Annotated in this window: 17 protein-coding genes; 15 read left to right on the top strand and 2 right to left on the bottom strand. The window is 49.6% G+C overall.

Features of this window, described 5'->3' with window-relative positions; all coding sequences use genetic code 11:
* Nucleotides 1-11 precede the first annotated feature (11 nt).
* The 7 genes from priA (at nt 12) to LRP57_RS05525 (ending at nt 5,308) form a co-directional block, all read left to right on the top strand.
* The gene (gene priA, locus LRP57_RS05555; RefSeq protein ID WP_231205527.1) at nt 12-752 is read left to right on the top strand and encodes a bifunctional 1-(5-phosphoribosyl)-5-((5-phosphoribosylamino)methylideneamino)imidazole-4-carboxamide isomerase/phosphoribosylanthranilate isomerase PriA; all 741 of its coding nucleotides are present in this window, start codon (nt 12-14) and stop codon (nt 750-752) included.
* Nucleotides 749-1,753, top strand: coding sequence for an SseB family protein (locus LRP57_RS05550; RefSeq protein ID WP_231205526.1), 1,005 nt, complete (start codon nt 749-751; stop codon nt 1,751-1,753). Before priA ends, LRP57_RS05550 begins: the two co-directional genes overlap by 4 nt.
* Nucleotides 1,754-2,050: 297 nt before the next feature.
* Nucleotides 2,051-2,701, top strand: coding sequence for a translation initiation factor IF-3 (gene infC, locus LRP57_RS05545; RefSeq protein WP_231205563.1), 651 nt, complete (start codon nt 2,051-2,053; stop codon nt 2,699-2,701).
* Between the two features lie 46 nt (nt 2,702-2,747).
* Nucleotides 2,748-2,942, top strand: coding sequence for a 50S ribosomal protein L35 (gene rpmI / locus LRP57_RS05540; protein ID WP_231205525.1), 195 nt, complete (start codon nt 2,748-2,750; stop codon nt 2,940-2,942).
* Nucleotides 2,943-2,963: 21 nt separating this feature from the next.
* A complete protein-coding gene (rplT, locus tag LRP57_RS05535) occupies nt 2,964-3,344 on the top strand; it encodes a 50S ribosomal protein L20 (protein ID WP_231205524.1) in 381 nt (126 codons plus the stop codon).
* Between the two features lie 15 nt (nt 3,345-3,359).
* Entirely contained in the window at nt 3,360-4,220 is an 861-nt protein-coding gene (locus tag LRP57_RS05530; protein ID WP_331274742.1) for a TrmH family RNA methyltransferase, read from the top strand.
* An 11-nt stretch (nt 4,221-4,231) separates the two neighbouring features.
* Nucleotides 4,232-5,308: a thiamine-phosphate kinase gene (locus LRP57_RS05525; RefSeq protein ID WP_231205523.1), complete on the top strand. Its 1,077-nt coding sequence runs from the start codon at nt 4,232-4,234 to the stop codon at nt 5,306-5,308.
* A gap of 172 nt (nt 5,309-5,480) precedes the next feature.
* Here the strand turns inward: LRP57_RS05525 and LRP57_RS05520 are convergent, their stop codons facing one another.
* Nucleotides 5,481-6,083, bottom strand: coding sequence for a hypothetical protein (locus LRP57_RS05520; protein WP_231205522.1), 603 nt, complete (start codon nt 6,081-6,083; stop codon nt 5,481-5,483).
* A 268-nt stretch (nt 6,084-6,351) separates the two neighbouring features.
* Nucleotides 6,352-6,543, bottom strand: coding sequence for a 50S ribosomal protein L28 (gene rpmB, locus LRP57_RS05515; protein ID WP_231205561.1), 192 nt, complete (start codon nt 6,541-6,543; stop codon nt 6,352-6,354).
* A 227-nt stretch (nt 6,544-6,770) separates the two neighbouring features.
* Here rpmB and LRP57_RS05510 point away from each other — a divergent pair, with 227 nt between their 5' ends.
* From LRP57_RS05510 to LRP57_RS05475, 8 genes are all read left to right on the top strand, one after another.
* A complete protein-coding gene (locus LRP57_RS05510; protein ID WP_231205521.1) occupies nt 6,771-8,381 on the top strand; it encodes a DAK2 domain-containing protein in 1,611 nt (536 codons plus the stop codon).
* The gene (locus tag LRP57_RS05505) at nt 8,378-10,678 is read left to right on the top strand and encodes an ATP-dependent DNA helicase RecG (RefSeq protein WP_231205520.1); all 2,301 of its coding nucleotides are present in this window, start codon (nt 8,378-8,380) and stop codon (nt 10,676-10,678) included. Before LRP57_RS05510 ends, LRP57_RS05505 begins: the two co-directional genes overlap by 4 nt.
* Before the next feature lie 117 nt (nt 10,679-10,795).
* Entirely contained in the window at nt 10,796-11,404 is a 609-nt protein-coding gene (locus LRP57_RS05500) for an RsmD family RNA methyltransferase (RefSeq protein WP_231205519.1), read from the top strand.
* Nucleotides 11,401-11,889 (top strand): pantetheine-phosphate adenylyltransferase, encoded by a 489-nt coding sequence (gene coaD, locus LRP57_RS05495; protein ID WP_231205518.1) that lies wholly within the window; start codon nt 11,401-11,403, stop codon nt 11,887-11,889. Before LRP57_RS05500 ends, coaD begins: the two co-directional genes overlap by 4 nt.
* Nucleotides 11,890-11,928: 39 nt before the next feature.
* Nucleotides 11,929-12,627 (top strand): hypothetical protein, encoded by a 699-nt coding sequence (locus tag LRP57_RS05490; RefSeq protein ID WP_231205517.1) that lies wholly within the window; start codon nt 11,929-11,931, stop codon nt 12,625-12,627.
* A complete protein-coding gene (locus LRP57_RS05485; protein WP_231205516.1) occupies nt 12,620-13,177 on the top strand; it encodes a YceD family protein in 558 nt (185 codons plus the stop codon). The genes LRP57_RS05490 and LRP57_RS05485 overlap by 8 nt, the downstream gene beginning before the upstream one ends.
* A complete protein-coding gene (gene rnc / locus LRP57_RS05480; RefSeq protein ID WP_231205515.1) occupies nt 13,174-13,911 on the top strand; it encodes a ribonuclease III in 738 nt (245 codons plus the stop codon). Before LRP57_RS05485 ends, rnc begins: the two co-directional genes overlap by 4 nt.
* Before the next feature lie 65 nt (nt 13,912-13,976).
* A complete protein-coding gene (locus LRP57_RS05475; protein ID WP_231205560.1) occupies nt 13,977-14,591 on the top strand; it encodes a response regulator in 615 nt (204 codons plus the stop codon).
* Nucleotides 14,592-14,717 lie beyond the last annotated feature (126 nt).

The raw sequence follows: 14,717 nt of genomic DNA, 5'->3' as shown, positions 1-14,717 counted from the left end.
AAGGAATGAATATGATTTCCGAATTAGTGCTATTGCCAGCGGTAGATGTAGTAAATGGTCAAGCAGTGCGTTTAAGGCAAGGCGAGGCTGGAACTGAAACGGCCTATGGTCATCCTCTGGAAGTTGCTGAATCTTTTGTTGCAGCGGGCGCGCAATGGCTGCATCTTGTTGATTTAGATGCTGCTTTTGGTCGGGGTTCTAACGCGAAACTTTTGCAAGAAATAACTGCTCGCTTACCTATCCGCGTGGAGTTGTCCGGTGGTATCCGTGATGACGCCTCATTGGAATCCGCTTTGGCTTCGGGTGCTCATCGAGTGAATTTAGGGACCGCTGCTTTAGAAAATCCTGAGTGGACTGAAAAAATTATTGAGCAATACGGTGATCGTGTTGCTGTGGGTTTGGATGTGCGTGGTGAAACCCTGTCAGCTCGCGGCTGGACAAAAGATGGCGGAAATTTGTGGGAGACGTTGGCTCGTTTAGATGAGGCAGGGTGCGCACGTTATGTGCTCACTGATGTGACTCGTGATGGGATGTTGAATGGGCCTAATGTGGCTTTACTTGAACGGGTGTGCGAGGTGACTTCTCGGCCAGTGGTGGCTTCAGGAGGGGTGTCTTCGCTTGCTGATATTGCTGCTTTGCGCGCGCTTGTGTCCTGTGGCGTTGAGGGAGCAATCATAGGTAAAGCCTTATATTCGGGTGCTTTTACTTTGGAGGAAGCTTATAAGGTTGCGCGTGGAGAGTGCGCGGAATGAGTGATAAAAGCCGCTCCTCTTTTACGCATGATGGGCAGGAAAATTCGGTTGCTTTAACTGAAGAACAGAGAAAGAAACTGCGTTCTCGCATACATATTCGTGGCGTGGATCGTTCTGATCGGGGGGATACTTTCCCTTTGACTGCGGCAGCCTTGAGTATTCCTACGGATAGTGATTGGGGTGCGCAGCGTTTAGAAGCACTTGTTGAGGCTCTGAGTCTTGAACGTGTAATTGTTCCTGTTCAGGTGGAAGTGTTGTCAGGAGAGAAAAAGTTACAGGAACTTGTGCGGGCTGACAGTGCTGATACGGATTGTGTGACAGAAGGGGAAAGCATTCATGAGCAGGCGATTTTCCCGTTGAAAAATGATGAGACGAGCTTTCAGGAAGAAAACTTCGATGGAATGCTGAAAGACTCTCATCCGGATGTCCATGCTGGTGAAGAAAATGAATATAAGCGAGTTGGGTGGGTGCGCCGTCAGACACCAGATGGACCAGCTTTGGCTGTATATACCAGTGTCGAGCAGTTATATGCGGATTGCCCGCAGGCTCGTCCTATGCCTTTGGCTGCCCGTAAAGTTGCTTTAACCGCTTTAGTGGAAACATCTGGTCGAATAATTATTGATCCTGTGGGTGCAGCGGTTGTGCTTCCGCGTCCTGCAACGGCTGCGCTTGCGCAGGGGGATCAGTGGCTGCCTGCCTGGAAAGATTCTGAACTGTTACGACAGCTACACGTACTTGCTGGTGTGGAAAAAGCGCATGTGACAGAAAAACTCCCTGAAAATTTACCTGAAGCTGAACCTTTTCCGTGTTCATGGTTGCAGCGTGTGCAGGTGGAATGTGGCCCGCAGGGCTGCGTGTATGTGCGTATTGTGTGTGACCAGCAGATTATGAATGATCCGCAGGGACGTGCCCGTGTGGGCCGTGTGATTGCGCGTTGTTCTCAAAGTCCTCGGCTTCGTGCGGCAAGTGATCGTGTTCAGTTTATTCCTGTATTTAGCTAGGTTGGCAGATAGGCTACTTTGTAGCGACCTGTGAGGTAGTCCACCGTAAAGGTGAGGAAAGCGATTCGATGAATAAGAGTGCGTAATGTTAGGATGTGAGTAAATAACCGGACGTATGTCTGGGGTGCAAGCGGAGGAAACTCCCACCTTGATACCCGTTAAGAATCCTATGAGGTTCTTAAATATCGGTTTAACCGAGTGAGGGGATCGGGTTCTGTACAGTCACCGTGGGTGAGCTATACGGGCCTTCGTGCGCACTGAGTGCTACGAGGGCCTTCTTTGTAGCACGGAACGGAACTGTGGAAGGAGCTCCTCATCAGCGAGCCTCGTATTAACGATCGGATTCGGGTACCTGAGGTACGCCTCGTAGGTCCCGGTGGAGAGCAAGTAGGCGTTGTCCGTGTAGAGAACGCTTTGCGTCTTGCTGAAGAAGCAGGGTTAGACCTTGTGGAAGTTGCTCCCGACGCGAAACCGCCGGTTGCTAAGCTTATGGATTACGGCAAATACAAGTACGAAGCGGCGCAAAAAGCCCGTGACGCACGTCGTAATCAAGCAAATACACAGTTGAAAGAAATCCGTTTCCGCTTAAAGATCGACGATCATGATTTTGGTGTGAAAAAGGGTCACGTTGAGCGTTTCTTGCAGCAAGGTGACAAAGTCAAAGTCATGATTATGTTCCGTGGCCGTGAACAGTCCCGTCCTGAAGCAGGTGTTCGCTTACTACAGCGTTTAGCTGAAGAAGTGGGTGAACTTGCGATAGTTGAGTCTATGCCTCGTCAGGATGGACGCAATATGACGATGGTGCTTGCTCCGACCAAACGTAAAGCTGACGCTATGAGTGAACAACGTAAGCGTCGTCAAGCTGAACGCGAAGAACGACGTACAAAGCGTACTGAACGTGCGGCCCGCGATCAGGCTCGTCAGGCCGCTTCTACGGAACAAGCCTGAAAGGGACTGGCCTCCCCGCTCCCTGTGGAACAGTAAGGAAAGAGACATGCCGAAGAATAAAACCCATTCCGGTGCTAAGAAGCGTTTGCGCGTCACCGGTTCAGGTAAGATCATGCGCGAACAAGCGGGTGCGCGTCACCTTCTTGAGCACAAGTCCAGCCGTAAGACCCGTCGTCTGGCAAAAGACCAAGTACTGGCAACTGCTGACGTGAAGAAAGCACGTTCGCTGCTGGGTATCTGAGGCGAAAAGGAGAGTTAAGAAATGGCACGTGTCAAGCGTTCCCTCAACGCCAAGAAGAAGCGTCGTACAGTCCTTGAACTCGCTTCAGGCTACCGTGGTCAGCGTTCACGTATGTACCGCAAGGCAAAAGAGCAGGTTACTCATTCATTTGTCTATTCATACCGTGACCGTAAAGCCCGTAAAGGTGACTTCCGTCGTCTGTGGATTCAGCGTATTAATGCTGCTTCTCGTGCACAGGGACTTACATACAACCGCTTCATCCAGGGCCTTGGTTTAGCAGGTGTCGAAGTTGACCGTCGTATGCTGGCAGAACTTGCCGTTAACGATATCAACGCTTTCAATGCCCTCGTTGAGGTTGCAAAGAAAGCTTTGCCTGCTGACGTCAACGCTCCTCGCGCCTGACATTTTCAGGAGGTAGTGCACCTCGTGCATGCTTATGCAGAACGCCCGCCACTCATGGCAAATCCTCACGCTGATCGCGTGAAAAAGATTGCTGGTTTGGTTGGGCGTTCTGCGCGTTCACGCGCTCAATTATTGCTCATTGAAGGTCCTCAAGCTGTACGTGAATTGGTAACATTTCGTCCCGCAACGGTGCGTGATATTTACATCACTGATGAAGTAGCTGAACGTGACCCTGAACTTTTTTCTCGCCTCTGTCAAGCCACCCGTTGGGTGCATCCTGTGACTCCTGAAGTTGCCCACACGATGAGCCGTGATGCACAAGGCATCCTAGCGACAGCGACTCCGGACTGTATCGAATCAGAATTACCTGACAATATAAGAATCGGTGGAACACTTGTCATCATCGCCCAAGGACGTGATCCGGGTAATGTTGGAACAATTATTCGTACATCCGATGCAATGGGTGCCCAAGCGGTTCTCACAGTGCGAGGAACGGTGGATATTGCTTCACCGAAAGTGATACGAGCAAGTGCCGGGTCGCTTTTCCATCTTCCTGTTGTTTCTTTCCCTTCTTTTCATGATGCTGTGATTACCGCAAAACAACGGGGCGCACGTATTTTGGGAACTTCAGGATCAGCTGTGGCGAGGGATCTGACAGATCTTATGTGTGAGGGTATTCGTGGAACTGGACTCCTTACTCACGCGCATGCATGGGTGATGGGTAATGAAGCACAAGGAATGTCATATGCGGAAATGGAAGCATGTGACGAATTGGTTCGTATCACGATGAGCGGGCACGCAGAATCAATGAATGTGGCTACTGCTGCCGCTATGTGCCTTTACGCTTCACAAACTGTTCGCATGAATCATATTTGAAGGACAACATCGTGTTACGTGTACGCGATATTGATGAGAATGAGCTTATTGCGCGTTTCCGCAAGGTACTTCCACCGGGAAAACGAACGGATATAGGTTCAGGTGATGATTGCGCTGTCATTGCTGCTCCTGAAAAACATTTTATTGTCACAACGGATGTTCTTGTAGAAGGCCGTCACTTTCGTACAGACTGGTCGCAGGCCCATGACATTGGTCGTCGCGCGGCTGCTCAAAATCTTGCTGACATTACAGCTATGGGAGGACAAGCAAGCGCCCTTGTTGTTTCTTTAGTTACCCCGCCGGATATATCAGTGGATTGGTTGGTTGATTTAGTTTCCGGCTTTGGTGAATGTACGGCTCGCGTGGGAGCTGAAGTTGTTGGTGGCGATTTATCGTCTGGTGACTCGCTCGTTATCGCTGTCACAGCTATGGGTTATTGTCCTCATGGGATTATTACCCGTTCAGGCGCTCAGGTAGGCGACATTGTGGCAGTTGCAGGAACACTGGGATATTCGGCTGCAGGGCTGGACTTGCTGAGCAAAGGCTATTGGGATCCTGCTGCACTGAGCAGAGCAGAAAGACTGGACACCAAATCGCAGGACGCTGAGGTAAATACAGCGACACAACAACAGCACATACGCGACAATACGGCAGTCAGTGCTGTAAGTGCTGAAGAAGCCGTATCAATCTACCGTGTTCCTAGGCCCCCTATGGAAAGCGGAATCGAAGCTGCTCACAAGGGCGCACATGCCATGATGGATATTTCTGATGGCCTTCTTATTGACGGACAACGTATGGCTCAAGCCAGCAATGTGCGTATAGATTTGTCATTCCATTTATTAGAGCCGTATATTTCAGCATTAAAAGATCTTGCAGCTGTATGCGGTACAGATCCAACGCGATGGGTACTGCAAGGCGGAGAAGATCATTCACTTCTGGTGATTTTTCCACCGAATGTGACGCTCCCTGCGGGAATGAAACCTGTTGGCATGGTTCGGGAAGTGAATGCAGATCAAGGGGCAGGGGTTTATATTGAGGGCGAAAAAGTAACAGGCATAGGCGGCTGGGATCATTTTGCACACAGCTGAAAGTACAGCTTTCAAAGATTTCCTATGGAACAGTGTGGTGCAATTTATTTTCACGTATGAAAAAGCTGGTGGCTCCTCCCGAGCCTAAGGAGGAGCCACCAGCCGGCGTTTGAGCCTATATGAACTTAACGGGAATTGAAGGGCAACACCTCAATTGACCGATAAGCGATTTTCAGATGAAGCGACGGCGAAGAACTAAAGCGCCCGCGCCAGCGGCAACGAGAGCAGCTGTTGAGCCGCCAACCAACAGAGCGGTTGTACCGGTCTTTGCCAGAGCCATGGAGGAATGGCCAGCCTTCGTTCCTTCAGCTTTTGTTTCGGCAGATGCAGGAGCGGCTGGAGCCTCAGCGTCGTTCATGGGAGTTTCCGTCATGGCAGCATCCGGTTGCCCTGCTTCGGCATCGGCAGGAGCAGGAATGGCAACGCCACCGGCAATGGTCGGAGCGATAACTTCAGGGTTGATTAAACGGCCGCCAGGAACTGGATCAGCAGGAGTAGGTGTGGAAGTGTGGGTTACTCCGCAGTCAGCAGTGGTGGCATCGTCACCACAGAAGGTGCCAGTATTTGGGCCAATGCCGGGAACTGGTGTGCCTTCGGGGGCAGCTTCGGGAGCGACAACAGCGTTGCCGGTCACAGGTGAATCGGCAACTAATTCATTTGAGTTGGGGGTGGTATTGTTATCGTCAACATCTGCAGCGAAGGCCGCAGGAATAGCGAAAGTTCCCATGAGGGCAACGGCCGCGGTGAGTGCGGCAACTCGGGTGCGAGCAGTCATTTGTATCTCCTGTGTTGTTTCATTTGGGTATTGCTGGCGGGATGCTCCCCAAACCAGATGTGTTTACCGTAGAACGTGCCCCCCCCCCTGCAACTTTTGTGATTTATTTCATGCTTAAATCTTTTGAGTGGGGAAGGAAGGAGAAGTGTGAAAATGCGATTTTTTCGCATTTTCACGTCAATAACTGAAGTGGTGAACGAGGTGCCACATAATGAAAAGCTCGTCGAAAAATTCGACGAGCTTTCCTCTGCTAGGCCAAAAACGCAGATCAGATGTTACGAGTCACCCGATCCGACTTGAGGCACTTGGTGCACACGTTCAGGCGCTTGGGAGTGCCTTCAACAATCGCGCGCACGCGCTGAATATTCGGGTTCCACCGGCGGTTCGTGCGCACGTGTGAGTGCGACACACTCTTGCCGAAGCCAGGTCCCTTACCGCACACGTCACAAACGGCAGCCACGATATCTCCTCGGTCTAAAATCCTATTCACTCACCTAGTGTGAGTCAGCCTGCTGCAACATACCTCGCTGAAACAAGCAACCACAAAAGAATAGCCGATAAACGCACATAGTCCAACTCACAGAGCCTTTTTTGCGTGTCAGGTGGCGCACATATGCTCTGCCGCAGAGAATAAATAAAAGAAAACTGTCACGTGAATTAAAGCATTCACATTCTGAAAGGGAACACGTGCCGCTCACCGCGCAGACATTTTGTCGTGCATTACATATTGCAGCAGAAGAAACCGGACGCCTCGCACGTTTCCTTGATGACCTTGATGGGTGGGGTCAGGGGGATTGTGACACAGGCACTAATGCCTCACGGACTTTCTATGCCATTACATGCGAACTTGAACGCGAGAACCCGCACACACTGCCTGAAGCACTGGAATTAGCTGTACACGCTGGAATACGGCACAGCGTTGGGCACATAGGAATCCTCATTACCTCAATTTTTTCCGCTTGGAACACGCAGATTAAAGAGAACGACCACAGCAGTGAACTCACACCATTAGAGACCCGACGTATGCTCTGTGCTTTTCCAGAGTCACCACACGTACATATCACTTTAATTCCAGCAGTCCAGCGAGTTCTCACAGAGGCACAGACAGAAATACAACAGCTCGGAAGTACACTTCCAGAAGTCAATGAACTTGTCAGCATTTTTGCAAGCCAAGCGCAATTTGGCCTTGTAGAAGCTGACACTGCCGTTGGCGGGCGAACAGACCCAGGTGCCGCAGTCATCACCACACTATACGCATGTCTTGATGCGGCCGTACGTGACGACACAGCACTCCTACACGACTTAACGCGTATGCTCGCTGACCTTGCAGCACAAGGAGAAAGCCCAACACCAACCGTCCCAATTCCAGAAGCAACCCGAGCATTTACAGTCGATGTCCTCCTTGAAGGAATGGAAGACGATGCCGCCGCGTTCACACGCACTTTGACAGCACTAGGAACCCACTACACGTCAATAGGGATAACAGACCTATTCGGAATAGGAATCTGGCGATTCCATATCGACACGTCAGCGCCCCTCGCTGTTCGACCGCGTCAAGGGACGATTGTGCGATTCCAAGTCATTGACTCACGCCCAGATGAGCTTATCGGCGAAGATACGCTTTCAGATGGAGTGACTCACAGAGGAATCCGACTACTTGAACGACGACCACGCAAACGTGTCGAAAGAGCCACAGTTCTCACATGCACACGCACCCCAGGACTAGTAGAAGACTTAGCGCGCAGCGGAGCTATCGTCTTGCTGTGCCCAGACGTGCGCGATAAAGATTCACTGGTGCATATAGGGTACGCAGCTTCCAACGGTGTGGCTGTCCTTGTGTCATGTGACCTCACTACCTTGCGATTTACCCAAGCTGTCGCCTCCGACCTTGAAAAAATGAAGATTCATACAATCCTGAGTCGTAGCACGGACGAACTCACAGCACTTGCGATAACACGTGCCTGCGCACCTGTTTTTGTTCCACAACCCGATGGGAAAGAAAATAATCCGCTATTCAAAACCATTTTGGTGGAAGCTATACATGCTGTAAGTCAACGACATGCTGTACTTCCTGTCCCAGATACGTCACCGGAACAGGCGCTACCTGATGTGCTTCGAGAAATATTCACACACGCCCCCACACATATTCGACTCCTCCTCGCTCAAGACGCTGACGCGGCCCTCGCACCTGCACTCAGACAACTACTTGAAGCCCACGTTAGTGACTGGTGGCCTGTGCCTTTGGAAATTATCGATGGCGCAGGACCTAGCCCGACCCTCATTCAAGGGATCCAATGACTTTCCTGCACACCCCCCTGAACCTGCGTCTACCTGCACGAACAGCAAAAAAATTCCATGACGCAGGAATTGAAACAATAGGGGATTTACTGTTTTACGCACCCCGACGCTATTACCACTGGGGACGATTAACACCTATGAGTGCTTTGCATGAAGGTGAAGACGTTACTTTGCTAGCTGAGGTGCTCTCGCAACGCCTGATCCCTCACCGCACACGTTCAGGTGTACGTTTAGAAGTCATACTCACCGATGGCGTACGTCAGATGAACGCGACTTTTTTTGCTGCGAACGAATATAAACTCATCCCACACCAAAAAATCCTTACCCCAGGTGGACAGTATCTTTTCGCTGGGAAAGTAGGCTCATATAAAGGCCAACTCCAACTCATCCACCCCGAATTTGAAGATATTGATACTCCAAAAAAACTCGTAGAAACGACAAATACACCTAGCGGATACCCTGATGAAAACAGTGCCCATCATGCTGAGAATATGGAGCAGATACGCCAACGTACACAGCGTCCTATCCCTATTTACGCAGCTAAACATGGCTTAACCTCATGGGTGATTCAACGAGCAATCGCCCTTATCAGCGAGGAAATCAACGACACGACTATTCCAGATATCATCCCAGAACACGTGCGAGAAAAATATGGTTTAGTTTCTCGCGCCACGGCAATACGTGATCTCCACCAACCCGCAAATGATGAAACAGTTAAACAGGCACGACACTCACTAGCTTGGATAGAAGCTTTCACCCTGCATATCGCCTTACTGAGTATGCGTGAAGCTACCCGCAATGCTTCGGCCCCGCAAAGCCCGAAAGAAAACAATGCCCTTGTGAACAAACTGTTAGATTGCCTGCCTTTCGCACTAACTGACGCTCAAAAAGAAGCTCTTAATACCCTCAGCTGTGAATTAGAAAGTAGCAAACCAAGCCAACGTTTACTCCAAGCCGATGTGGGAGCGGGTAAAACAGTGGTTGCCCTTGCTGCGCTGACGCAAGTCGTCGGGGCAGGACATCAAGGCGCTTTACTTGCTCCAACCGAAGTTTTAGCGCAGCAACACTATGCCTCACTCCAACGCTTGACTGAACCGATACAAGGCGCGCCAGAAACAGCTTTCCCCTTGTACTTGCTGACAGCGACAACACCACCGGCCCAGCGCCGTCACATTCTGACTGAAATAAATAATGGGCAGCCATGCATTGTTATAGGAACACATGCCTTACTCAATGAGGATGTGCAATTTGCTGACCTCGCCCTTGTTGTAATAGATGAACAACACCGTTTTGGGGTGAGCCAGCGCGACCGTTTACGTCAGGCCTCACGTAGCGGAATACCGCATCAAATTGTTATGACAGCCACTCCGATTCCTCGAACTATCGCAATGACTGTTTTTGCAGACCTTGAACAAACTCATATGAAAGGACTCCCAGCTGGTCGTCACCCTGTATCTACTTACCTTGTTGATGCAGAGAAAAAGCTGTGGTTTGAACGTATATGGCAGCGAGCGCGTGAAGAAATTACTTCAGGAGGCCGTGTGTACGTGGTGTGTCCTCGTATTGACTGCGAAGATACCGAGGAAGATCTAGAAAATAACACAACTGATCTTCGTGACGATTTGAATGAAAAACGCATAGTATCCCCTCAGGAACACGCAGGAAAAGGGGAAAGAACGCGCCAAGAGGTGGCGAGTGTTGAAGGCGTTTCTGCTTACTTAGGGAAAATACCTGCGCTACAAGGAATTGCTATCGCCACACTGACAGGACGCAACACTACTGAAGAAAAAACGCGTATCATGTCTGATTTTGCTTCAGGAAAAATGCCATTGCTGGTCGCAACAACAGTGATTGAAGTGGGAGTTGATGTCCCAGAAGCAACGATGATGGTCATTATGGACGCGCAGCAGTTTGGCCTGTCGCAATTACACCAGTTACGTGGCCGCGTGGGGCGCTCGTCGAAACCTTCAGTATGTATGGCTGTTCATCGTCATGGAATCGCAGACGTATCGTTGCGTCGCCTTGAAGCATTTGCTGCAACACAGGACGGTTTTCAATTGGCTGAGGCTGACCTTGCACTTCGTCGTGAAGGAGACGTGATCGGGGCTGAACAATCGGGGCGTTCGTCAGGGCTTCAATTCCTGTCTGTTATACGTGACGGAATAATTATCGAGAAAGCTCGTGAAGCTGCTCTTATCCTTATTGAGGATGATCCGGCTTTGCAAAAATACCCGCTTTTACGTCAAGAATTACGCGCTCGTGATAGTGAGGAAATCATGTGGATGGAGCGTAGCTAAACGTATAAGCAGCAAGGAATATGCGCAAGCACCTCAACAATATGTGCGCGTGCTGTGCAGAAACCATTTTTCGTATTCCTTTTGAGCCACTCATATGTAGGTGCGTAGGATACGCACATGAGTAGGATTGTGGCAGGTGTTGCGAAAGGTCGTTTGCTGTCGGTGCCAGCAAAGGGAACACGACCCACATCAGAACGTGTCCGAGAAGCATTATTTTCACGTCTTGAACATTGGGATGTGTTGGAAAATGCCTGCGTGCTCGACTTGTATGCGGGTAGTGGCGCACTTGGACTTGAAGCTCTTTCACGTGGTGCAAGCAGTGCAACTTTTGTTGACCAAGCACGAAGCGCTGTAGCCTCAATGAAAACGAATATTGCTGCCACTGCTTTGTACGGACGTATTGTGGCCAAAGATGTTGGCTTTTTCTTGCGTACACGCCAATCTATGCCGCTTTTGTCGGGAGAATACACCCTTGTCTTTGTTGATCCTCCTTACGATTTACCTGAGGGGGAGCTTGAAAAAGTACTCAATGATCTTGGACCGTGGATTATGCCAGATACATTGGTTGTCATTGAACGTTCGTTGCGTAGCCCAGAACCTGTGTGGCCAACTTTTTTGCAATGTGAGGACATATCCACTTGGGGGGAAACACGATGCTGGTTCGCGGGACCGCCTCTCCAAGAAATGAAACACGATGAGGATATTGATATGCGAGAGCACGTATGACTCGTCCATCGATTGCTGTTTTTCCAGGGAGCTTTGACCCTTTCACATGCGGTCATCTTGATTTAGTTCAACGTGCATCCCAATGTGTTGATGAACTCGTTATCGCGGTTGGAACTAATCGCGCGAAAACACACACCTACACTGCGTCTGAGCGTGTAGAAATGATTCGCTCAGTAATTGCCGGCATTGCGCATGTGCGTGTGAAAGAAATGCGAGGCACTGTGGTGGATTTTTGCCATGAGGTGGACGCGCGTTTCGTTATAAAGGGGATACGAGGAAACGATGACGTTAGCGCAGAAATGCCGCAGGCCGTGGTGAATCGTGAAATTGGAGGAGTAGAAACGTTGTGGATTCCAACGGCCCCAGAATATGCTCATGTGTCTTCATCGCTGGTGCGTGAACTTTTTGCATGGGGAATGGACATTTCTCGGTATGTTCCTCCTCAAATTTACTCTTTTATGAGGGACAATAGAGCAAATGTGTAGGAATGCCGTTCACTCGGCTTACAGCGACCTGGAGGACTGATGTCAGACACTGAAGTTCAGGAATGGGATGACCAAACTGTTTACGGACCTTCAACGGTGATTGCTGTACTTGACCGTATTGAAGATCTTATTGAGGATGCTCGCGTAGTTCCGCTTTCTGCTCTGGTTATGGTGAATAAAGCAGAAATCTTGGATCTTTTAGATCAGGCGCGTGAAGCATTACCTGAAGATCTGGTTGCTGCTGATGCTGTTGTTGCTGATGCTGATGCTGTTCTTGGTCGCGCTGATTCTGCTGCCGAAACTACGATTGCTGAAGCCAATGCGCGCGCTCAATCCACGTTGGAGGAAGCGCGTACTAAAGCTGAGCAACTGGTCAATGATGCTTCGGAACAATCGCATACTTTGCTGACGCATACCGAAGAGGAAGCGCATGATCTGCTTGATAAAGCTCATGAGGAAGCGCAGCGAATCCGCGAGGAAGCTCAAGCACAAGCAGAACGTATGATGAGTCAAGAAAATATTACTCAGATGGCTCATGATCGTGCGCATCAAATTGTTGCAGAGGCTCGTCGTACAGATGCGCAATTGCGTTCAGGTGCGGATGAGTATGCGGCGCAGTGTTTAACTGAATTGTCTGCCTTGCTTAAAGATCTCCAACGCCGTACAGACGCGGGTCGTCGAACGATTGCGGAGCGTACAGGTGTTGATCGTACAGATATTGATGTGAAACATGACTGAACAATCTCTTGAAATTTCTCTTGTTGATCTGCCTCGTCATATAGGAGCACGTAAAGAAACAATTCTTCAATGGAATGTTCCTGATGATTTGGGGACTCCTGTGATGAGTGTGCCCACGGGGACGGTGCTGACAATTGAAGCGGAAATTACTTCAGTAGATAATGGTGTGCTTCTTCGCGCATATACGGATGTGATATTGCATGGTGAATGTGTGCGATGTTTAGATCCTGTTGAGCGTGAGCATCGTGTGGAAATTGCGGAAATGTTTTTTGAACACCTTCCGCCAGATGCCAGTGATAAGGAAACAGACGAAAACTACGTGTACCTTATTGGCTCTCACGATACGCTTGGCATTGAGCCATTGTTACGGGATGCTATTGTGACTTTGGTGGAGGACCGACCTTTGTGTTCTCCTGATTGTTTAGGTTTATGTTCTGACTGCGGCGAAAAATGGGAGAATTTGCCGCCGGACCATGAACATGTTGTTATTGATTCACGTTTCGCTGCTTTAGCTGAACTTCTTCATGGTAATGAAAGTGCTGATGCATGAGCCGTAAGTCAAAACTACCTCAACCACCACAATCAGACCCGAAACTTCTTTTAGAAACCTGGGGTGTTTCGGTTGATACGGAACTGTTGGACCTTGCTTTGGTGCATCGCTCATGGGCAAATGAAGCCGGAGGCCTACCTAATAATGAGCGTTTAGAGTTCTTAGGTGATTCCGTTTTGTCGATTGTGACTGCTGAATACCTGTACACGAAACACCCTGACTTGCCAGAGTCTGATTTGTCCCGTATGCGTGCGGCAACAGTCGCGCAGGAGCCTTTAGCTTTAGCGGCACGTCGTATTCATTTGGGTGACTATATTCGTTTGGGTCGTGGTGAACATGCATATGGTGGGCGTGATAAGGATTCGATTTTGTCGGATACCTTTGAAGCATTGGTGGGGGCCACCTATCTGACGCATGGTTTTGCGGTGGCACGAATTGTGGTTTTGGAGCATCTGGGTTTCTTACTTGAGCGCGCGGCTCATAAAGGTGCAGCTCAGGATTGGAAGACAACATTTGTTGAATATGCGCTTGCGCATGATTTAGGGCAGGTGCGTTACGAAGTAGAAGGTCGTGGTCCTGACCATTGTCGTGAATTTACTGCTTATGCGTTTGTTGAGGCGTTGGATGAGGCTGTTGGTCAGGGGAGCGCGACCTCAAAGAAACATGCTGAGCATGCTGCGGCACGTGCAGCAGTTGAGTTTTTACGAAAAAATAAAGCAGAAAAGACAGCGTAACCGCTGGGGCCGTTAGGATGGAATACGTGAGCGAAACTGAAAAAATGCATGAGATTATTCGTGTAATGATCGTTGACGATCATGAGATTGTTCGTCGTGGAATTGCTGAGATTATTGATCGTGATGAGGCTTTAGAGGTTGTCGCTGAAGCTGGGACTGTTGCTGACGCAGTGCGTCGTGCTGAACTGGTTCGTCCGCATGTGATTCTTGTGGATCTGCAATTGCCGGATGGGACGGGCATAGATATCATGCAGGCTTTGCATGAGAAGGCTCCGGAAGTTTTACCGGTTGTGTTGACCAGTTTTGATGATGATAAAGCCCTTGCAGAATCATTGGGGGCTGGGGCGCGTGCTTATGTGTTGAAAACTGTGCGTGGCGCTGAAATTACTGATGTCATTAAAGCGGTTGCAGAGGGTCGTGTTCTTTTGGACGAACGTACATTAACACGCCGTCGTGCCGATCATGATGATCCGACGGCGGACCTTACTCCTTCAGAACGTAAGGTGTTAGACCTGATTGGTGATGGTTTATCTAACCGTGAAATCGGTGAAAAACTTGGTGTTGCTGAAAAAACTGTGAAGAATCATATTACGTCGCTTTTATCCAAAATGGGTTTGCAACGTCGTACGCAGGTGGCAGCATGGGTTGCTGGTCAGCGTGCTTCTGCTTGGCGAAATTAGGAATTTGACTGTGAAATGAGGTTCGACATGTATAGTGTCGGACCTCTTTCTTTTTCTTTTTGGAGTGTTTGCCTTTGGTGTGTTCCCTTTTGAGTAGTGGTTCCTGAAGTTCAGTTACGACACATT

Origin of the sequence: Schaalia sp. lx-260 (genome assembly GCF_021083645.1) — a bacterium.
Classification (GTDB): domain Bacteria; phylum Actinomycetota; class Actinomycetes; order Actinomycetales; family Actinomycetaceae; genus Pauljensenia.
Note: the sequence above shows the minus strand (reverse complement) of the source record. Positions and strands in the feature narration are given on the sequence as shown.